This window comes from Mycolicibacterium alvei (genome assembly GCF_010727325.1).
Classification (GTDB): domain Bacteria; phylum Actinomycetota; class Actinomycetes; order Mycobacteriales; family Mycobacteriaceae; genus Mycobacterium; species Mycobacterium alvei.
Genome location: NZ_AP022565.1, coordinates 4923556 through 4941614 on the forward strand (window position 1 = coordinate 4923556; position 18059 = coordinate 4941614).

The following is an 18059-nucleotide window of genomic DNA, read 5'->3' on the forward strand; positions in this document are numbered from 1 at the left end:
GCGGGTGCGAGGCGCGATCGACGCGCCGTCGAGATGGCTGTGGCTGGTCAAATGGTGCGTGCTGGCCGTGCCGCACTACCCGATCCTGATCGGCCTCTACCTGGTGTATCCGCTGGTGGTGTTCGCGGCGGGTATCGCGATCCTGTTCACCGGTCGGTATCCGCGGCCCCTGTTCGATTTCAATGTCGGGGTGCTGCGCTGGTCGTGGCGGGTGATGAATTACCGGTTCCCGATGAACACCACCGACAAGTACCCGCCCTTTACCCTCAAGCCCCGCGACGACTATCCGGGCGATCTCCAGGTCGCCTATCCCGAACAGCTCTCCCGCGGGTCGGTTCTGGTGAAGTGGCTGTTGGCGCTTCCGCAGATCATCATGTGCTGGGCGATGGAGGCGCCGTTGCAAGTGTTGTGCGTCGTCTCCGCGGTGCGACTGTCGGCCCGGGGGACGGTCTCGCAGAGCATGTTCGACCTGCTCATGGGGATGGTGCGATGGCGCTACCGGGTCGCCGTGTACGTGTCGCTGATGAGCGACGAATATCCACCGTTTCGAATGGATCTGGGGTCCCGCGAGTGAGGCACCGTAACCCGTTGTTCCCGTATATCTATCGGCTCGGTATGCCGATATTCGACCGGCTGTTCTACCGCCGGTACCGCCGGTCGGCGATGAGCCAGGCGACGGGCCGGTTGCTGATGATCGGGGTCGGGCCGGGGACCGATCTGCTGTTCGTGCCGGATGCGGTGACGTCTGTCGCCGCGGTGGAGCCCGATCCCGCGATGCGGCGGATGGCCCGCGCCCTGGCTCGGCGCAACGGTGTCAACGTCGATGTCGTCGCCGGCGCGGGCGAATCGATTCCGTTCCCGGACAGTAGTTTCGACTCGGTTCACGTGGGTCTGGTGTTGTGCTCGGTTGATGATGTGCCCGCCACGCTCGCCGAGATCCGGCGCGTGCTGACTCCCGACGGGCGGTTGGTCGTCCTCGAGCATGTGCGCGGTGAGGGCCTGATGGGTCGGTTCCAGGATCTGATTGCGAGGCCGTGGGCGTGGTTGTCATCGGGCTGCGAGCCGAACCGTCGTACCGTCGACGCCATCGCCGCCGCCGGGTTCGACACCAGCGGGCTGCGCAGTACCCGGCGGACGTTGGTGCCGCCGCCCTGCACACCACATCTGCAGGGAGTCGCGACTATTCGACGCTGACGGCCTCGATGATGTTGAGCCGCGCGGCCCGTCGCGCCGGCGGCACCGAGCCCAGCAGGCTGATCGCCAGCGCTCCGAGCGTGAACACCAGGGCCATGGGACTGGGCCGGAACGTGACATTGAAACTCATGATGTCCCCGCTGACGAGGCTGAACAGCCACTGATCGATCAGCCCGATCAGCAGGCCCAGGATGCCGCCCACGATGCCGATGGCCGCCGCCTCCGCCAGCACCATGGCCAGCGCGTAGCGACGGCTGGATCCCATCGCCCGCAGCACCCCGATCTCGCGCCGCCGCTCGAGTACGGACAACGTCAGTGTGTTCAGCAGCGCGACCGCGGCGACGAACACCACGATGATCCACACCGCGTTGGCGATCAGCATGCTCTGGTGCAACGGAGCTTCCAGACCAGCCAGCGCGGAGCGTCCGTCGTAAGTGTGGTTCGGCGCGGGGACGACGTGACGGATGTTGGCCAGCAGGCGTTCGGGGTCCGTGCCCTTGGCCGCGGTGACCTGTAGCGTCGTCGACCCCGGCCGGTCGTACCAGGTGCGCATCTGATCGAGACTCATTCCGACGGTGCCGATCACCGTGGAGAAGTAGGGCACCAGGGCCAGCACCTTCGCCTGCTGCGGGCCGTGCGGTGTCTGCAACTGCAGGTCGTCGCCGACCCCGACGTCGAGGGTCTTGCCCAGATTCTGCGAGAGCACCACGCCACGGCCGGCCAGCACGTCGGCGCGGGTCTGGTCGTCGAGGGCACGGAAGAGGGCATCGTGGCTGCCGGGGGCGAAGCCGTCGAGCATGACGCGGGTGCCGCCGACGACGGCGAAGCCCAGGGCCCCTTCGGTGACGTTCGCGACCCCGGGCACTTCGGTGACGTTCTGGGTAAGGCCTTGGGGCAGAAGATCAGTGGGGTACTGATCGGGTGAATTGGCGCTCACCCAGACGTCGACATCGGCGACGGGGGCGAACACGTCACGGGCCGAGCGGATCATGTCGTTGTTCGTCCCGGTGATCACCACGGTGGTGACGACGGCGATCAGCACGGTCATCACGGTGGCCCACACCCGCCTCGGCGCACGCTCCACCGTCGCCGCCGCCAGCGCCCCGGCCGATCCGAACAGGCGTGCCACCGCGGCGGTGGCCGTGACGATGGGCCCGGCCAACGCGAAGCCGAGTGCGATCTGTGCGGTGAACAGGGCTGCGATCGCGACGAACGCCATGGAACCCGGTTGGTAGAACACGATCAGGATCGCCGCCGCCAGCACCGCCACGGCCGCGATGCCGGTGGTGATGCGCAGCCAGCGCGGAACGTTGTCGGCCGCCGACACCCCGACCGGGGCCAGCGCCTCGATCGGCGACACCTTGTACACCTGCCGGGCCGCCATCGCCGACGCCGCCACACTGGTCAGTACCGTGGCCGCGATCGCGACCGGGATCGCGTAGCTGGGCAGCCAGTACTCGATGCGGGCTTCGAGGCCCTGCGTCACCGTCGGGGGCAGCCGTCCGATTGCCAGGCGGCCCAACGCGATTCCCAACAGTGATCCGATGGTGCCGCCGATCAGCCCGAGGATCGTGGCCTCGGCCAGCATGTCGCGGACAATGGTGGTGCGCCGGCCGCCGATGGCGCGCAGCATCGAGATGACCGGGCGGCGTTGGGCGATCGCCATCGTCATCGTCGTGTAGATCAGGAACGCGCCGACCACCAGGGCGACCGCCGCGCCCATCAACGCCATGTAGTTCATCAGCTTGACGCCGTCGCCGGCGCGGGCCGCCCGTGAACTCGGGGCGGCGACCAGGGCCCGGCCGTTCACCGCCGCGGTGACCTGCTCTCTCACCGTGTTGAGATCCGCGTCCGGTGTGGTGGTGATCAGGATCGAGTCGAGCTGTCCTTGTCGTCCGGTGACGTTCTGCGCCAACGGAAGTGGGGCCAACACGTAGTGGCCGCCGTTGAGATCGGCGAGCTGTTTGCCCTCCAGGACCTCGGTGACGGTGACCGAGCCCGAACCGAGCTGGAACGTCTCGCCTTTCGCGTGCCCGACGCCGGGTCCGACGCGGACGCCCTCTTGTGCCGTCGGGGATTGGACGTCCACTCCGACGGCATCTTTCAGGGCGCCTTCCAAGGCACGGCTGCGGTCGTCGGCACCGAACAGCAGCACCGGTTCGGTCGCGGTGGGGGCGGACATCCGGATCATCGGGGCGGCGGTCGCCACACCGGGAACCTTGGCGACATCGGCTGCTACCGACTCGGGAAACCCCGCGTCGGTGACACCCGAGACCTCCAGCGCGGCGATGCCGGCGACGCCGTCCGCGAGCCGGTTGACCGATCCGGTGATCGACCCGAAGATGCCGAGGATCGCGACGAGATACATTGCCGACACGGCCATTACGGCGATCGAGGCCAGCGTGCGCCGTCGGTGCACGGTGAGCTCGCGCAGGCTGAACACCCGGAGCCGACTCGCTGCCGCCCCTATCGCGAGGTGGGGTTTCACCCCGGCACCACCGACATCTCGTCGGAGCCGAGCCGCCCGTCCTGCAGGGTGATGATCCGATCGGTGGCCGCCGCGGCCTCGGCGTTGTGGGTCACCATCACCACCAGGCGGCCGAGGCCCTCCTCGTGGGCGACCTCGGCCAGCAGGGTCAAGATCGCCGCACCCGTCGTCGAATCCAGGTTGCCCGTCGGTTCGTCGGCGAGGATCAGCGGCGGGTCCATCATCATGGCGCGGGCCACCGCGACGCGTTGCATCTGGCCGCCGGACAGTTCGGACGGCCGATGCTCGGTCCGATTACCCAGGCCGACCCGGTCCAATAACTCCACGGCCTGCGGTTTGACCTTGCCGAGCCGGACCCCGTCGAGCAGCTTCGGGACGGCCACGTTCTCCCAGGCCGACAGCGTCGGCAACAGGTTGAAGAACTGGAAGACGAACCCGACCCGGTGGTGACGGAACGCCGACTGCTGCTCGTCGCCCAGGCGCCCGATCTCCTCGCCATCGAAGGTGATCGAGCCGGAATCGGGGGAGTCCAGTGCGCCGAGCAGGTGCAGCAGAGTGCTCTTACCCGCGCCCGAGGGCCCGATGATCGACACGAACTGCCCGCCGTTGAGGTGGAGGCTGATCTCGTCGAGAGCGCGGACGATCTGGCCGCCGACCTTGTACTCGCGCACCACGTCGCGCAGTTCGATGGCCAGTTCGGGCATCGCAGCCTCCCGGGAGTCGGGATATGCGCAGCCTACGCCGGGTCATGTCGCCTATCTGGGCGAACCTGCGCGTCTGCTGCCCCGACTCGGCGCGTTTTGCGCACGCTCGGTGGCATCGAGCAGTCAGAACGGGCTTCCACCATGGCCACGGCGCCGGTTTCGACCCCAGGGTCGCGCCGCCTCGATTTGCACGACCCAGGTGTCGAAACCGGCGTCACTGTGGCGACGAACCACAGCGGCTGCGCCGGCGACCCAGACATTGCGCACCCAATCCGAGTGCTCGCCGTAGTTCAGCACCGCCGAGACGGACTTGTCATCGACGAAGGCCATGACCGGGGTTGATCGTCTGTGTCGTTCAGCCGAATACCCGGCGCTCGAATCGCCGGTGCCGCAACGCCATCAGCTTGATCAGGGCCAGTAGCACCGGGCTGACTTCGTCGGTCAGCGCGGCCCGCTCGTCATCGGTCATCACCGCCAGCGTGCGAGGCCCGTCGAAGGACAACCGTCCGCCCCGTTGAGCGGCCTTCTCCACCATGGCCCAGTTGGCAACTGCGACGTGCCGCCGGATCACCGGGAACAACTCGCGCTCCTCGTCGGCGATGTGGTCGCGCAGCATGGTGTGCAGTTCTTGGAGCGCGGCCTTCAGCGGGATCGCGGCAATGTTGTGGCCGCCCGACTGCCGAAACGAGTTGGCCAAGGCGCGTATCCCGTCGAGACGAGGATCGAGCGCCGTGTGGTCTTCGGTCAGTTTGGTCAGGTCCACATTGCTCCCGGCGGAGGCTTTGATGACCGGCCACAACACCTGGTCCTCGAGCCTGTGATGGTGGTGGATGGAGTCGCACAACAGATCGACATACCGCGCCAGTGCCTGCGCGCGGTTGGGTGCGCACAGGATGCGCCCGTCGGCGATTTCCTCGGTCAACTCTGCGACCCGGCCGACATCGGTGATCATTGCGCGGTGGGCCAGGGTGATGCCCAGAAGATCAGGTGCGGGGTCGCCGTCGTGGCGTGGCGTGACCCGAATGGATGTTGTCGGCTGAGTGGGGCTTTCCATGCGCCTAGCGTGACGGGTGGCACTTGCGGCGGACTTGGCGTCGGCTTGTGATGCGGGGCAATCTAGCTCAGGGCGTGGCCGGTGGCGACCCCGTGGCCAGGTACGGTGCTACCGATCGCCCCCATAGCCCAATTGGCAGAGGCAGCGGACTTAAAATCCGCCAAGTGTCGGTTCGAGTCCGACTGGGGGCACCGTGTCGATTGTGGCATCGTGGCTGGTAGAAGCCATATCGCGGCGTCTATCCGGCGGCCTGAGCGCGCTTTGCCCACATTTTGCCCACAGTCTCATCTAATTTGTCGGCAACCCCAGTGAGGTCGTCATCGAATAAGTCGGCGTACACGTCCAATGTCATCGCCGCCGAGGAGTGTCCGAGCATTCGCTGAATCACCTTCACGTTGGCCCCGGCTGAGATCGCCAACGACGCCGCGGTGTGCCGCAGCGCGTGCGCCGTAACACGCGGGACTACCGGTGTGGTCGGTTCCTTGCCGCCCTTGCTTTCCTTGGCCCTGGCCGCGGTGGCGGCGGTCTGGCAGCGTCCGACCGAACCGGACAGCCAGGAATCGTGTGACGACGGGGGACCGAGGTGGCCACCGTCGCGGGCCGGCCAGATCAGGTCACCGTGCTGCTTGCCCCGGCATGTCTTCGCCAGCTCGTCAACGACGAACGCGGGCAACACAACCGTGCGTTCCTTGCCTGACTTCAGCGTGCCCAGGTGGACATCAGCGCCGACCGCGACAGCGTTCTCGTGAAATACCACTTTGCGTTTGAGGAAGTCGAAGTCACCGACCCGCAGCGCCGCAGCCTCGCCCCAGCGCAGGCCGGCCGTTCCGAGCAACAACACCAGCGACAGGTACCGGCCCGACTCCACGGCGAGCACCTGGAGCTGCTCGGCGGTCAAATAGATGTTCTTCCGCTTGGACCGGGCCGGGAGCTTCACGCCCCGAGCCGCGTTGCGCGCCAAGCACGCGGCAGCAGCCCGCGTGTTCGAGGCGGTCACCGGTCACACTGTCGGCAAGGTGGAGCTGATTGACGAAGACGACACAGTGATCCGGACGCGCTCAGCCGAGTAGGTGGCCGAATCCCTCAGCCGGCAGGTGATAGCGCAGTGCCCAGCCGGGCTTGTTGTGGCGCAGACAGTCGCGGATCGCGTCGGCCTGCTGATCGTGGGGCGCATCGGTCAGGCCGGCGTCGCAGAGGATGATCCAGCCCATGTGTGCGTCGCCGAACGTGCCGATCGTGCCAGCCTTCACGTTGGTGGACGGCACCTGGTCGACCAGTCGGCGCATCTCGACTGTCTCCTCGTACAGGTGATCGCGGCACTGGCGCCATCGAGCAGCCAGTCGATCGCGTCGCGCACTGCGGACACGATGTCATGAGGGATCGGGTAGTGCGCCGCGGTGATCGCATGCAGGAGATCGTAGAGAGCAAAGAATGGCTCTCCGCCGTGCAGAGCATTGAATATGACACTGCGCCGTCGTCGAGGCAGGGATCAGCCGCGTCGGCGAGTGCCTCGGCGATGTCGTAAGGGTCAGGTGGTGCGGTGTTCACGTCGTCTCTCATGGTCGGCGATCGGAGCCCGATGGGTAACGAATATCAGCCGAGCAGGAAGGGGCGCGTTTCAAACGCGACCCTTGTGGATTTGAAATCGCAAGCCGCATCCGGATGACCATCAGGATGACGCCGAGCGCGTTGTCGCCGGGGACGTCGCGGTGTTCGTCGCAGGTGCAGGTTCCCCAGGTTTGGTCGTGCCAGGTGTTGCCCTCCACCAGGACGGTGCCCGCCGTGGCGATCAGCTTGTGGGCGAGATCGGGGTTGTGGGTGAACTTGGCGGTGAGGATGTCTTCCATGGCCGCGTACTTGCGGGTTCCCCAGTGGTCGACGAGCGGCGCCGCGGCCGCGATGGTCTTGGCTTCATTCGGGTCTTCGGTTGCGAGGATCGCGGCGATCGCGGCCTGGTCGTCGGTCTTGGCGGCCATGTATGCGTGCTCACTCGTCGGGAACAGATGGCCACGGTGTGGCGTCACCGCGGGGTAATGGTTCGACAGGAAGAAATGCTCACCGCGGAACCGATCGATCACCGGCACCAGTAATCTGTCACTCGTTCCCGCCACGGCACCCAACCTAGCTGTCGCTGTCAACGCGACGATCCGGGATGGACTCACCAGTCCGTCCCATTCATTCACTGCCCACATTCTGCCCACAGTTACAGATACTGTCAGTGATCTACGGTGATGCCTTTGGTCAGGTAAACCCGCTGTGGGGCAGTCGATCTGGGCCGCTATGTCGGTGCGAGTCCGACTGGGGGCACATCAACACCAACGGCCACCCGTACTCGGGTGGCCGTTGGGATCGCAGGCAGCGTCAGCCCTTGTCGAGCAGCCGCTCGATGTTGTTGACGCCGAACGGGGTCATGCCGGACTTCTCGTCACTGGCAAGCACGATGAACCCGGGGCCCTGGTGGTTCTTGGTGATCAGCAGGGTCTCGTTGTTCATGCCCACATCGGCGCCGGCCTTCTTCAGCGGCGCGACGATCTGGGTGTTCAGCGCGGCGAAGAAGTTCTGGTCGATGTTGTCGGTGTTCCACGCCCGGTAGCCGCGGGGGCTGGTCTCGATCGGGCCCTTCTCGGTGTGGCCGCGCACCCCGATCACCGAGGTCTTCCAGGCCTTCTCATCCTTGGTGACCTTGTGGTTCTTGACGGCCTGGTCGATGTCGGCGCGGGCGGTCGGGTCGAGCAGGGTCACGTGGATGTGCAGCTGGTCCTGGCCGCGGTTGTCGGCGGAGTTGATGCCCAGTGCCCAGTCCGGAGCCTGACCCTGGTTGCCCGGCGGCAGGATGCTGGCCTGCTCGAAGGCGTCCTTGAAGTAGTGCGGAGCGTTGGCTTCCAACAGGTTGTCGCATTCGATGCCGGTCTCGCGGGCCGTCGGGATCACCAGCAGATCGGTCAGCTGCGCGGGGTGGTGTCCTTGCCGGACCGCGTAGCCGCGGGACTTGTCCCCGCCGGGGAACACGACGTCGATGGCGCCGTCCTTGTGCTTGGGCGTGGCGTACCTGACGTCCTTCCAGAGGTCGACGTTGTCGTGCACGTTCCCGCACGGACCGAACTCGGTGGCCTGTGCGCCGGCGGTCGGCGCGACGACGAGTCCCATCACCGGCACAGCCGCTGCGGCGGTGATGAGTGCGAAGCGACGGGCGAAACCGATGCGGTTGGTGGTGGTCATGTGGTGTCCCCTCGGGTGGGTGTCGGTGTGTTGAAAACACCATCCCGTTTGAGAGCCACCGAGTCTGTCCGCTGGTCAGACGATGAATCACCGGAATCGCGGGTCCCCCGATCGGGGGAACGGTCCTACGATCGATCGGTATGACCAGCAAGCCTGCTTTGATCCTGGCCGTGGCGGCATTCGCCGCAGCTGTCCCGACGGCCACCGCCGCGCCGGCCGCGGCGGCCCCGTGCCCCGATGTTGAGGTGGTGTTCGCCCGCGGCACCAACGAGCCGCCGGGCCTGGGCAGTGTCGGTGGTCCGTTCGTCGACGATCTGCGGGCCCGGGCGGCACCGCGCACCGTCGACGCAACCGCGGTGGATTACCCGGCCAACAACGATTTCCACAACAGCACCCCGGCCGGCACCGACGCGGCGCGGTCCCTCATCGAGTCCATCGCCGCCAACTGCCCGAACACCAAGATGGTGCTCGGCGGCTACTCGCAGGGGGCGGCGGTCATCGAACAGGCCACCAACGCAGCGTCTCCCCAGACCGCCGACCATGTGGCGGCCACGGCCTTGTTCGGTGCGCCGCGCACCAGCTTCTCGGGCCTTCTGGCCGCCGGGATGCCGCTGCCGACGCTGACACCGCAGTACGCTGCCAACTCCGTCGACCAGTGCAACGAGGGCGACCCGATCTGTTGGGAGGGCGGCTGGGACATGGGCGCCCATGTTTCTTACGTGCAGTCCGGAAAGGTCGCTCAGGCAGCCGATTTCGCCGCCGGTCGGCTCTAGCCAGCCGTCGAATCTGAACTTGTGTGCGAGATTCTGGCCGAAGCTCGCACACAAGCTCAGATTCGCGGACGACGCGCGGAAAGTCAGACGTTCTGGGCGCTCACCGTGGCCCAACGGGCGATACTGCGTCTATATCGAACGACCAGGGGAGATCGGAAGTGGGGACGACGTTCGGCACGTACTCCATCACGCGCCTGCTCGGAAAAGGCGGGATGGGGCGCGGCCGCGTGCTGCCGACCGCCATCGCAGTGGCGGCCATCATCGCCCTCCCCGCAACCGCATACGCCAGCCCGGCGCCGCACAAGTTCATCACCCCGTCGGGCAATATCTGGTGTCTGGTCTCCGACGGCGTCGACGGCACCAACGGCGTCGTCTGCGAGATCCGTGAGCACACCTATACCCCTCCGCCCAAGCCGACAGACTGCCCCCTGGCCTGGGGTGACCGCGTCAGCCTGGAGCCGGGCAGCGCACCCGAGGTGCACTGCCACGGCGACACCATTTTCGAGCCCGGAACACCCACGCTGCCGTACGGTCAGGCACGTTCGGCCGGGCCGATCAGGTGCGAGTCGCAACCCACGGGTGTCATCTGCACCGAGGCCACCACCGGACACTTCTTCCGGATATCGCGCGAATCTCTCGACCTCGGCTAGGGCTCTCGCGAGGGTCGCTTGCGCCCCGTGCCGCCGAACACGCCCTCGGGGAGATCCCGGGCCCGCAGCTGGGAACTGCTCGCCAACGTCGTCACCGACCGTACCCGCGAGGCGACCGACCGCGACGAGCGTGCGTCGAGCACCACGTGTTCGGGTGCTTCGAATATCGAGATCGACAGATCACTCGGCGCGATGGTCGCGAGCGCCCCGACGGGTACGCGAATGGCAGTCTCCCAAGTGGATTCGCGAACGACACGATGCCCGCGGAAGTCGTCAGATGAATCGGCCGGGTCGGGAATGCCGATGCTGAGTCCGGGATCGATCAGCGGTTGCAACGCGATCACCTGATCACCGGCGCGCACCTCGAGGAACGCCGAACCGCGCACCTCGGCGTCATCGGCGGCGGGGGCCTCGACGACGGCACTGTCCAGCACGGTGATTCGGCCGCGGCGGACCTGCAGGCGAAGGCGGACACTGCGGTCCGGTTCTGCTGGTTCACGTTCCGGTGCCACCTGGGGACCCCATTTCCGTTTCGTGGCGCTACCACGGACCAGCGCCTGTGAGGCGGCCACCGAGGGCTTGCTCCGGCCAGTCTGCTCCCGGCGCAGCGCCGATAGTGTGCCGCCGTCCTTGGCCTGACCGCGGGCGAACCCGTCGGTGGTCGTGCCCAACGGCCGTCGCCGGCGCAGGTTCTTCGACGGCCGTTCAGTCGAATCAGTCATCTTCGTCTCCATCACCAGTTTCTGCCGTACCGGTAGTTGTGCACCCATTTGTTGTAGATGCAGTTCAGTCGCAGCGGTTGGACGCCGCGGAAAGTGCCCAGCCAGTCACGGTTGTGCACGAGCACGCGGTCGGGTCCGCGCAGGATGATCGGGCCGGGGAGTATCCGGTGCCCTTTGCCGATCGGCGGACGGAACCGCTCGTAGACGGGAACGCGGTTGAAGACATCCGATGAACTCAGGTGCCATTCGCCGATCCAGTCCTCACGGAAGTCTGCCGACAGGTTGGCGCCGCTGGAGATCATCCGCCCGGCGTAGGTGTGCGACCAGTCGACCATGTTCCAGGCGAACAGGCCGACTTTCCCGCTGCCGGTGAGATCGGCGGCCAGGAACTGGTCACCCTGGCGCATTCCGCCCCAGCCGGGGACCTCGCCGTCGAACATCCGGCTACGGGTGAAATCGCTTCCCGTGGAACGGAACATCGCCAGGTACGGGTTCGCCCAGTCGGTGCCGTTGAAGAGGTAGAGATCGTCCTTTCCGTCACCGTTGAAGTCACCGACGATGAACCTGTCATGCTTGGCGAACCCGCCCCAGCCCGGAAGGTCGTCCTCCCACAACCGGATACAGCTGAACGCTCCGCGTCGCATGCGGAACAGGCCGAGGTACTCGCTGCTCCAATCCCGCGAGTTCCAGATCAGTAGGTCGTCGTGGTCGGTACCGCCGAAATCGCCGACGAAGATCTGGTCGTGGCGGGCCAACCCGCCCCATCCGGGGATGTCGCCGTCATAGCGGCGGCTCTGGGTGAATCCGGAACCGGTCGACATCAACGTCGCGACATAGGGCATCGACCAGTCGTCGAAGTTGTAGATCAGCAGGTCGGTCTTGCCGTCGCCGTTGAAGTCACCGGCCATCAGCCGATCGTTGCGCGCAAACCCGCCCCACCCGGGGATGTCCCCGTCATACCGTGCCTGCACCCGCATCGTGCCGTCGGTGTTCACCTTGATCAGCGCGAGGTACGGGAAAACCCAGTCGGTGGAGTTGAATACGACGAGTTCGTCGCGGCCGTCGCCGTCGAAGTCCGCCGCGAGGTAGGTGTCACCGGGACGGATGGCCCAGATGCCGGGGACGGCTGCGGCCGTGGTCTTCTTGTGCTCCCACAGGTTGCCGTCGGCGCGGTAGACGGTCAGTGCGCGGTTCTCGGGGACGACGACCTCCGAACCGTAAGTCGACGTGAACCGCCCGGGTACCGCCTTGCGGAAATCGTGCCCGGCGGGAAGGTGGTAGCGCGTCTTGAGTTCCGTGTAGCAGACCGGGCAGAAGTCCGGGGTGTCGCTGTTCATCCGGCAATTGATCACCGGCCGGTAGATCCCGGTCTCGAAAGTGTGGCCGCCCTCGAACAACCCGGCGTCGGAGGCGTCGTCCCACCCGACGGGCTTGGTGCCGACGGTCCACCCAGCGGCCGTCCCCACGCCGGTGGGCACCGGCGTCGAGGGATTGACGTAGTTGCTCCATTTCAGTTTGGAGCGTTTCGTTTCGAGGGTGAGGTTCACCTTACCGGGGTCGGAACCGGTGAAGGCTCCTTTGCCGTTGGCACTGTACTCGTCGGCCAAATCGCCGAAGCCGTGGCCGAATTCGTGGGCGATGGTTGCCCAGCCCTCGTTGAGGGTGACCTTGAGGGTGGTGCCGGTGCGCAGTCCGCCCGGCTTTGTCGAGTTGACGATGATCAGGGTGAAATCCGCCCCCTTGGCCCACGTATTGATCGCGTTGCTGATCCGGGTGCCGGTATCGGTCCCGTCCTCGAACCAGTTGTGCCACCACGCGCCGTTGGCGATGATGTTCAGCGCGGTGTCGTGGATGCTGTCGGTGGATGTGTCGTCGGAGATGTCGGTCGGCGTTCCGGCGTCGTTCCATGTCCGCTCGCTCGCGCCGGAGTCCTTCGATTCGAGGTTCACCCGCCGGATGTTCCACGCGGCGGCGTCCTCGTTGTAATAGCTGGCCGCCCCGAAGACCTGCTTCATCACGACGTCGCGGACGTAGTTGTTATAGGTCGTCTGGTCTGCACCCGCCGCGAATCCGTCGCCGAGAATCGCCAGCGTCTTCTTGAAACTGAACAACCCGGTCCCCACGTCCTGCAGGACGGTCACACTGTCAGTCATCTCAGCCCCCACTCGTGCGGTGAGATTCTGACGATCCTCCTTCAGACCCTGGACCGAACGCGTAGTGCGCTACCTGTTCTGGCCGAACTCGGCCCGCAGGGTCACCGGTCCCACTAGCGTGCGACGAGTCAGGGTCGGCGCACAGGGGGAGCGGGATATGACTCGAGTCGCAGGATGGGTGGGTGCCGGAGTGTTCACGGCCGGATTGTCGGCGGCCGTGCTGGCCGGGGCGGGCACCGCCCACGCCGAGGAGGGGGACTCGGGGAAGCAGGATGCCAAGCCGGCGGCCACACACAACGATTCAGAACGACAGTCCCCGCCACGGAGCACACGCTCGGTAAAAGTGCGGGCGAGATCGGAGGGCTCAGAAGCCGCGGCAACCGACACGAAAGCCGTACGACGCGCGGCGACAGAATCCGACCGGTCCGCGAGCCCATTCGCTGCTTCGGTACGAAAAGCCCGCGCCGATTTTCGGGATTCCACCCGCGGCGTCCGGAAAGCGTTGCGTGACATCGGCGACACCACCCGCGACGTGATGGACAACGCCACCGACGCCACCGAGGAGGTTGCGGCACAGCAACCGCGCGTCGCCGAAGTGCGGGTCCGGCCACCGATCCGCATCCGGACGGCACCGATCGCACCGCAACCGCCGGCCCGACCGGAGCGCTCCGCCGCCGCGCCCGCCGCCCACGACCCGGTCGAGACCATCCACGACGTGATCCGCAGCCTCGGCACACTGACGCTCAATCCCGAACCGCAGCACTATCCCAAGGCGTTGTCGGTGATCAGCGACGCCGTGTTCGGCACGCTGGCCACCCTGGAGCGGGTGGTCGGTGGAGACCCGGTGGTTCCGCCGGAATTGCGTGACTCCGTCCAGGTCAGCACCTCCACCCTGGTCATCTCCGAGGGCCATGAAGTCGAATCCAATTGGTATTTCCCTACCTCCGAGAACGGTGAGCCGCCCGCCCGGATGATCTACCTGCAGCACGGCTTTCTGGCGAACGGCCCGCTCTACAGCTACACGGCCTCGTATCTGGCCCATTCGACCAACAGCGTCGTCGTCACCACCACGTTCTCGTCGAATCCGTTCGAGGCCGACGGTATGTGGCTCGGCGGCGACAACCTGCACGAGTCGGTCGCCCAGTTGTTCCTCGACCCGGACCGCACCGCGCTCAACGCCAGCATGGATACCGCGGAGCTCAAAGCCGGGCGCACCGAGAACCTGGACGTGCCAACGCAGTTCGTCCTCGTCGGGCACTCGCTGGGCGGCGGGTTCGCGCCCGGCGTCGCGGGGTACTACGCCGAGGGCTTGTCACGCCGACGCGACCAGGGTCTTGAGGCACCCAACGACCTCGCCGGTGTGGTGATCTACGACGCGGTGCCGATGGGCTCGATCATCCCCGACGCCATGGACCGGCTGGACGCGCTGGAAACGAATGGGACCGCGGACCCCAGCGATGACGACCCGAACGACTACATCCCGATCTACGAGATCGGCGCCCCACTGAACTTTCTCAACGTGTTCAGCGATGTCAACGGCCAGCTGACCGAAGCCAGGCCGGGACAGTTCACCGGTGTGGTCCTCGAAGACGGCGTGCACATGGACCCGATGCAGGGCGGCAACCCGTTGATCCAGGCCACCGCGTACCTGATCGCCGGGTTCCCGCAGCCGCAGAATCCGCTGGCCGTCCGTGAGCTGTCCGCCGGGTGGATCAACGACATGTTCGACGAGAACATCGATCCGGCCACCGGGGCATGCAAGACCGGCATCGACTGCGCAGGCCAGTACGGCGACGGCGACGACTCGTTCACCATCACCACGGCACGGGGTGATGCCGTGGCGGTGCTGATCGGCTCGCAACGGGCCACCGATATCACGTCACTGCGCGCCATCAGCGCCATCGACTTCGTCTCCGCCATACCGGCAGGAGTGCTCAACGGACTGCAGACCACGTGGGATCTCTTCACCGGAGGCGCCGGCGCGGTGTAGTCCGACGATCAAGACCTCAACACGCCGCCGCACACCCAATCCGCCGGAATCTCAGCGGTGCTGAGCAGATCGGTCAGTTCATCGAGATCCCCTGGTGACAACACCTCATCGGCCTGCGGGTAGAGAATCATCTCCTCTTTCGTATTGTGAGAGTTCAACTGCTGCAACAGGTCCCGGCACAGCTGTGTTGCAGTGCCGAAATCTCCGTCGGAAACCAGCCGCTGCAGCTGGTCCAGCAGCGGCCACATCAGGCCGTGCTCCCGCACCATCACCATCACCGGCCCGACCATCCCGGCGGCCCGCAGCGGCGGAAACAGGTATTGCTCTTCGATGTAGATGTGGCGGCGCAGAACCGCGATGGAGTCAAGGAGAGCGCTCCGCTGCTCGGGGGCGACCGCAGACGGATCGGCGCCGGCGAAGTCCATGATGCCGTCATCGATCGTGCGGTGTTCGCGTTCCAGGGTCGCCCCCACGGTGGCCGTCACTCGAGTTCGGCTTTCACACTGATCTCGGCCCCGGCGAACAACCGAGACACCGGGCAGAGGGCGGCGGCGTCGTCGACGATCCGTTGGAATTTGGCCGCATCCACCCCGCTGACCCGGGCTTTGATGACCAGCGCAGAGGAGACGATCGTGGGTAGGCCGCCGACCTCGTCGAGGGTGACGGTGGACCGTACATCGAGGCGTTCGGGGGTCAGTTGCTGCTCGCCGAGTTTCAGCGCCAATGCCATCGAAAAGCACGAAGAGTGCGCGGCCGCCGCCAGCTCCTCGGGGCTGGTCTTGCCACCGGGCGCCTCGGTGCGCGCGGCCCAGGTCACATCGAGTCCGGTCAATACCCCACTGCCGGAATCCAATCGACCCGTCCCTGACGCGAGGGGACCTTCCCAACTGGTGCCTGCGCTGCGTTCGGCGATGCTCATAACCACCCTCCATAGTTTCTACAAAAGCGACTTGTAGAAACGCTACGCCCCGCGGCCCGATAAGGCCAGGGTCGGGACGGCTTACAGCGGCATCTGCATGGGGGCATCGGCGCGGCCGTCGTGGAACCGCTCGTGCAGCGTGGCGAGGACGGCCGCGCACGCGGCGCGTTCGGCCGGGTCGATCTGATCGAGTACCCGGCTCAGCTCCCGATGGCGGCGAGCGGCAACCGCACTGACCAGCCCGCGTCCCTGTGGCGTCAACTCCAACGCGACGATCCTGCGGTTCGACGGGTCGGCGACCCGCACCAGATGGCCCGAGGCATGCAACCGGTCGGCCAACCGGGTCACCGACGAACCGGCCACGCCGAGCGCCTTGGCGCACTGCGTAGAACTGGACCGGCCGCGCTCCTGCAGTACCGCCAGCAACCGGTATTGCGGCAGTGAGATCTCGACGTGCTGCAGGCTGCGCAGCGCCACGCCGACCAGGTCGCGGGATGCCATTTCGAACGCGCGCAATTCCCCGGCGGCGGTCTTCGTCACCGTTCGGCGAGCCGGCGCTTCAGGTCACGGGTCTCCTCGAAGCGGGCGGTGACATCGCGGAGAGTGGCGGCGACCCCGATGAGTTGGCCCGAGGTGTCGGAGACCGGGTGGATGACGAACTCCACCGAGATGGTCGAACCGTCGGCGCGTATGGCGGGAACGGCCAGCAGGTCGCCATCGCCGTAGCGGCTCTGGCCGGTCTGCATGACCCGGTGCCATCCGTCCCAATGTCGGGCGCGGAGCTTCTTGGGGATGATCAGATCCAGCGACTCGCCGACCGCCTGATCGGCGGGAAACCCGAACAGTCGCTCGGCGCCGCCGTTCCAGAACGTAATCAATCCGTTTCGGTCCGCGGCCATGATCGCGTCGGGTCCCGACAACAGTGCAGTGGCGATCATTCCTTCGTCCATGCCTAGCAGTATTGCACTAGGCAACACTTGTGGTATGCAAGTGTGAGGCGATCGGGAAGGCGGTACGCCAGGGGCCGATACTTACCAGACGCGGACGTAGTCCACCAGCATGTCGGCCGGGTAGGTGCCCCCGCTGGGGTCTTCTCCGCCCGATCCTGCGACCGCGAGGTTCAAGACGACGAACATCGTGTAGCCGGGCTGGTTGAACGGCCAGTCCGGCAGCTGGCTCGCCGACACCTCGAAGTAGGGCTGCGCGCCTTCGGTGTAGTCCCGCCAGAACCGCGCGCCGTTGGCGTCCCACTGGGTGCGCCACGTATGCCAGCCGGAGTCGACGGCGATGTTGTGGGTCTCCCATTCGCCGCCGTTGGACTTGGCGTGCACAGTGGTGGCCGACGGCCATTTGCCATTGCCGTACCACTCGACGATGTCGAGTTCGCCCTCGCCCAGGGTGCCCAGCCAGAACGCCGGCCAGGCGCCCGGGGTCAGGCAGTTGAACTTGATCCGGGCTTCCCAGGTGTGTCCGGCGCCGCCCTCCCACACGCTGGCCAGCTTGGCGCCGTAGTAGGCGTCGCCTTCCTTCGTGGCCCGGATGACGAGATTCCCCTTGCCGTCGAGGAACGCGTTCTTACGATCATTGCGGTACTGCCCGATGCGGCCGGGCTGTTCCCAGTAGGTGGGCTCCTTGAAGGTCTCGCGGGCCTTGGCGATGGTCCACTTCGACGCGTTCGGTGCCGAGCCGGCAGGGCCGTCGAATTCATCGGCGAACACGTAGTTGACCGCGGACTGCGGAGCGGAGGGGGCGGGAACGGGCGGTGTCTGGGGCCTGGCCGGGAGGGCATTGGCTAGCGGGGCGGGAATCGCCGCCGCCATCGCGCCCAGACCCGACAACATCATCATTTTTCGGCGGTCCAAGTTGGCCATGGTGGACCACCCTAACCCGGTTGCGTGTGTACGTACGGAGCGAAAGGGATTGCCGGCAGGCAGTTCGGTTGACAAGATTTCCATAGGAAACGCTTCATCCCTGCTCAGCAAGCGTGGGGACAGTGGATTTCATGACGCTGATCGAAACTTTCGCCACCGGCGGGGAGTGGGCCACCGGGTTGGCCTCGCTGGCGGGCTTCGCCACGGCCATCACGATGATCGCGGCCGTGGTGATCAACTGGGAACACGTCGTCGTCAGCGCCCGCAGCGCCGGGTTGGTCGAATCCGAAGGCGAATCCCGCTGACCGCCCTCCGGTTTGCC

Annotated in this window: 21 protein-coding genes and 1 tRNA gene; 7 read left to right on the plus strand and 15 right to left on the minus strand. The window is 66.3% G+C overall.

What is annotated here, in order from left to right; genetic code table 11:
- Positions 1–4 precede the first annotated feature (4 nt).
- Entirely contained in the window at positions 5–574 is a 570-nt protein-coding gene (locus tag G6N44_RS23510) for a DUF4389 domain-containing protein (RefSeq protein WP_163670295.1), read from the plus strand.
- The gene (locus tag G6N44_RS23515) at positions 571–1194 is read left to right on the plus strand and encodes a class I SAM-dependent methyltransferase (protein ID WP_163668200.1); all 624 of its coding nucleotides are present in this window, start codon (positions 571–573) and stop codon (positions 1192–1194) included. Before G6N44_RS23510 ends, G6N44_RS23515 begins: the two co-directional genes overlap by 4 nt.
- Here the strand turns inward: G6N44_RS23515 and G6N44_RS23520 are convergent.
- The 4 genes from G6N44_RS23520 to G6N44_RS23535 all read right to left on the minus strand — a co-directional run bounded on the left by G6N44_RS23520 (position 1181) and on the right by G6N44_RS23535 (position 5440).
- A complete protein-coding gene (locus G6N44_RS23520; protein WP_163668202.1) occupies positions 1181–3682 on the minus strand; it encodes an ABC transporter permease in 2502 nt (833 codons plus the stop codon). The two genes, G6N44_RS23515 and G6N44_RS23520, sit on opposite strands and share 14 nt — an antisense overlap.
- A complete protein-coding gene (locus G6N44_RS23525; RefSeq protein ID WP_372508225.1) occupies positions 3679–4386 on the minus strand; it encodes an ABC transporter ATP-binding protein in 708 nt (235 codons plus the stop codon). Before G6N44_RS23525 ends, G6N44_RS23520 begins: the two co-directional genes overlap by 4 nt.
- Before the next feature lie 123 nt (positions 4387–4509).
- Positions 4510–4716, minus strand: a complete 207-nt coding sequence (locus G6N44_RS23530; RefSeq protein WP_163668204.1) for a hypothetical protein — start codon at positions 4714–4716, stop codon at positions 4510–4512.
- A 25-nt stretch (positions 4717–4741) separates the two neighbouring features.
- On the minus strand, positions 4742–5440 hold the full coding sequence (locus G6N44_RS23535; RefSeq protein WP_163668206.1) for a hemerythrin domain-containing protein: 699 nt from the start codon (positions 5438–5440) through the stop codon (positions 4742–4744).
- Positions 5441–5557: 117 nt separating this feature from the next.
- Here G6N44_RS23535 and G6N44_RS23540 point away from each other — a divergent pair.
- Positions 5558–5631, plus strand: a tRNA-Leu gene (locus G6N44_RS23540).
- Positions 5632–5678: 47 nt separating this feature from the next.
- On the opposite strand, the gene G6N44_RS23545 is transcribed toward G6N44_RS23540, so the two are convergent.
- The 4 genes from G6N44_RS23545 to G6N44_RS23560 all read right to left on the minus strand — a co-directional run bounded on the left by G6N44_RS23545 (position 5679) and on the right by G6N44_RS23560 (position 8659).
- Positions 5679–6437, minus strand: coding sequence for a tyrosine-type recombinase/integrase (locus G6N44_RS23545; protein ID WP_235682857.1), 759 nt, complete (start codon positions 6435–6437; stop codon positions 5679–5681).
- A gap of 61 nt (positions 6438–6498) precedes the next feature.
- Positions 6499–6726 carry a hypothetical protein gene (locus G6N44_RS23550; RefSeq protein WP_163668208.1) on the minus strand — a complete coding sequence of 76 codons (228 nt, stop codon included), beginning with the start codon at positions 6724–6726 and terminating at the stop codon, positions 6499–6501.
- 270 nt (positions 6727–6996) lie between these two features.
- Positions 6997–7623, minus strand: a complete 627-nt coding sequence (locus G6N44_RS23555; RefSeq protein WP_163668210.1) for a riboflavin biosynthesis intermediates N-glycosidase — start codon at positions 7621–7623, stop codon at positions 6997–6999.
- A gap of 178 nt (positions 7624–7801) precedes the next feature.
- The gene (locus G6N44_RS23560; RefSeq protein ID WP_163668211.1) at positions 7802–8659 is read right to left on the minus strand and encodes a CDP-diacylglycerol diphosphatase; all 858 of its coding nucleotides are present in this window, start codon (positions 8657–8659) and stop codon (positions 7802–7804) included.
- A 140-nt stretch (positions 8660–8799) separates the two neighbouring features.
- On the opposite strand from G6N44_RS23560, the gene G6N44_RS23565 reads away from it, so the two are divergent.
- Together G6N44_RS23565 and G6N44_RS23570 are read left to right on the plus strand one after the other, a co-directional pair.
- Positions 8800–9432, plus strand: coding sequence for a cutinase family protein (locus G6N44_RS23565; RefSeq protein ID WP_163668213.1), 633 nt, complete (start codon positions 8800–8802; stop codon positions 9430–9432).
- A gap of 158 nt (positions 9433–9590) precedes the next feature.
- The gene (locus G6N44_RS23570; RefSeq protein ID WP_163668215.1) at positions 9591–10082 is read left to right on the plus strand and encodes a DUF6636 domain-containing protein; all 492 of its coding nucleotides are present in this window, start codon (positions 9591–9593) and stop codon (positions 10080–10082) included.
- Here G6N44_RS23570 and G6N44_RS23575 read toward each other — a convergent pair.
- Both G6N44_RS23575 and G6N44_RS23580 read right to left on the minus strand, forming a co-directional pair.
- Entirely contained in the window at positions 10079–10804 is a 726-nt protein-coding gene (locus G6N44_RS23575; protein ID WP_163668216.1) for a hypothetical protein, read from the minus strand. The genes G6N44_RS23570 and G6N44_RS23575 overlap by 4 nt on opposite strands.
- A gap of 11 nt (positions 10805–10815) precedes the next feature.
- Positions 10816–12957, minus strand: a complete 2142-nt coding sequence (locus G6N44_RS23580) for a M64 family metallopeptidase (protein ID WP_163668218.1) — start codon at positions 12955–12957, stop codon at positions 10816–10818.
- A gap of 157 nt (positions 12958–13114) precedes the next feature.
- On the opposite strand from G6N44_RS23580, the gene G6N44_RS23585 reads away from it, so the two are divergent.
- Positions 13115–14947, plus strand: coding sequence for a hypothetical protein (locus G6N44_RS23585; RefSeq protein ID WP_163668220.1), 1833 nt, complete (start codon positions 13115–13117; stop codon positions 14945–14947).
- Positions 14948–14955: 8 nt separating this feature from the next.
- On the opposite strand, the gene G6N44_RS23590 is transcribed toward G6N44_RS23585, so the two are convergent.
- From G6N44_RS23590 to G6N44_RS23610, 5 genes are all read right to left on the minus strand, one after another.
- On the minus strand, positions 14956–15432 hold the full coding sequence (locus tag G6N44_RS23590) for a hemerythrin domain-containing protein (RefSeq protein ID WP_163668221.1): 477 nt from the start codon (positions 15430–15432) through the stop codon (positions 14956–14958).
- Complete coding sequence (locus tag G6N44_RS23595; RefSeq protein ID WP_163668223.1) at positions 15429–15866, minus strand: OsmC family peroxiredoxin; 438 nt, start codon at positions 15864–15866, stop codon at positions 15429–15431. The genes G6N44_RS23590 and G6N44_RS23595 overlap by 4 nt, the downstream gene beginning before the upstream one ends.
- Positions 15867–15947: 81 nt before the next feature.
- Complete coding sequence (locus G6N44_RS23600) at positions 15948–16367, minus strand: MarR family winged helix-turn-helix transcriptional regulator (protein ID WP_163670297.1); 420 nt, start codon at positions 16365–16367, stop codon at positions 15948–15950.
- 35 nt (positions 16368–16402) lie between these two features.
- The gene (locus tag G6N44_RS23605; protein ID WP_163668225.1) at positions 16403–16816 is read right to left on the minus strand and encodes a PAS domain-containing protein; all 414 of its coding nucleotides are present in this window, start codon (positions 16814–16816) and stop codon (positions 16403–16405) included.
- A gap of 81 nt (positions 16817–16897) precedes the next feature.
- Positions 16898–17737 (minus strand): glycoside hydrolase family 16 protein, encoded by an 840-nt coding sequence (locus G6N44_RS23610; protein WP_163668227.1) that lies wholly within the window; start codon positions 17735–17737, stop codon positions 16898–16900.
- 131 nt (positions 17738–17868) lie between these two features.
- Here G6N44_RS23610 and G6N44_RS23615 point away from each other — a divergent pair, with 131 nt between their 5' ends.
- On the plus strand, positions 17869–18042 hold the full coding sequence (locus tag G6N44_RS23615) for a hypothetical protein (RefSeq protein ID WP_163668229.1): 174 nt from the start codon (positions 17869–17871) through the stop codon (positions 18040–18042).
- Positions 18043–18059: the final 17 nt, after the last annotated feature.

What these genes read in the sequence shown, in the direction of transcription:
- G6N44_RS23560 (WP_163668211.1), bottom strand. Translation starts at nt 8,659, where the DNA reads ATGACCACCACCAACCGCATCGGTTTCGCCCGTCGCTTCGCACTCATC.
- G6N44_RS23615 (WP_163668229.1), top strand. Translation starts at nt 17,869, where the DNA reads ATGACGCTGATCGAAACTTTCGCCACCGGCGGGGAGTGGGCCACCGGG.
- G6N44_RS23585 (WP_163668220.1), top strand. Translation starts at nt 13,115, where the DNA reads ATGACTCGAGTCGCAGGATGGGTGGGTGCCGGAGTGTTCACGGCCGGA.
- G6N44_RS23580 (WP_163668218.1), bottom strand. Translation starts at nt 12,957, where the DNA reads ATGACTGACAGTGTGACCGTCCTGCAGGACGTGGGGACCGGGTTGTTC.
- G6N44_RS23575 (WP_163668216.1), bottom strand. Translation starts at nt 10,804, where the DNA reads ATGACTGATTCGACTGAACGGCCGTCGAAGAACCTGCGCCGGCGACGG.
- G6N44_RS23565 (WP_163668213.1), top strand. Translation starts at nt 8,800, where the DNA reads ATGACCAGCAAGCCTGCTTTGATCCTGGCCGTGGCGGCATTCGCCGCA.
- G6N44_RS23530 (WP_163668204.1), bottom strand. Translation starts at nt 4,716, where the DNA reads ATGGCCTTCGTCGATGACAAGTCCGTCTCGGCGGTGCTGAACTACGGC.
- G6N44_RS23605 (WP_163668225.1), bottom strand. Translation starts at nt 16,816, where the DNA reads ATGGACGAAGGAATGATCGCCACTGCACTGTTGTCGGGACCCGACGCG.
- G6N44_RS23550 (WP_163668208.1), bottom strand. Translation starts at nt 6,726, where the DNA reads ATGCGCCGACTGGTCGACCAGGTGCCGTCCACCAACGTGAAGGCTGGC.
- G6N44_RS23535 (WP_163668206.1), bottom strand. Translation starts at nt 5,440, where the DNA reads ATGGAAAGCCCCACTCAGCCGACAACATCCATTCGGGTCACGCCACGC.
- G6N44_RS23610 (WP_163668227.1), bottom strand. Translation starts at nt 17,737, where the DNA reads ATGGCCAACTTGGACCGCCGAAAAATGATGATGTTGTCGGGTCTGGGC.
- G6N44_RS23595 (WP_163668223.1), bottom strand. Translation starts at nt 15,866, where the DNA reads ATGAGCATCGCCGAACGCAGCGCAGGCACCAGTTGGGAAGGTCCCCTC.
- G6N44_RS23525 (WP_372508225.1), bottom strand. Translation starts at nt 4,386, where the DNA reads ATGCCCGAACTGGCCATCGAACTGCGCGACGTGGTGCGCGAGTACAAG.
- G6N44_RS23600 (WP_163670297.1), bottom strand. Translation starts at nt 16,367, where the DNA reads ATGGCATCCCGCGACCTGGTCGGCGTGGCGCTGCGCAGCCTGCAGCAC.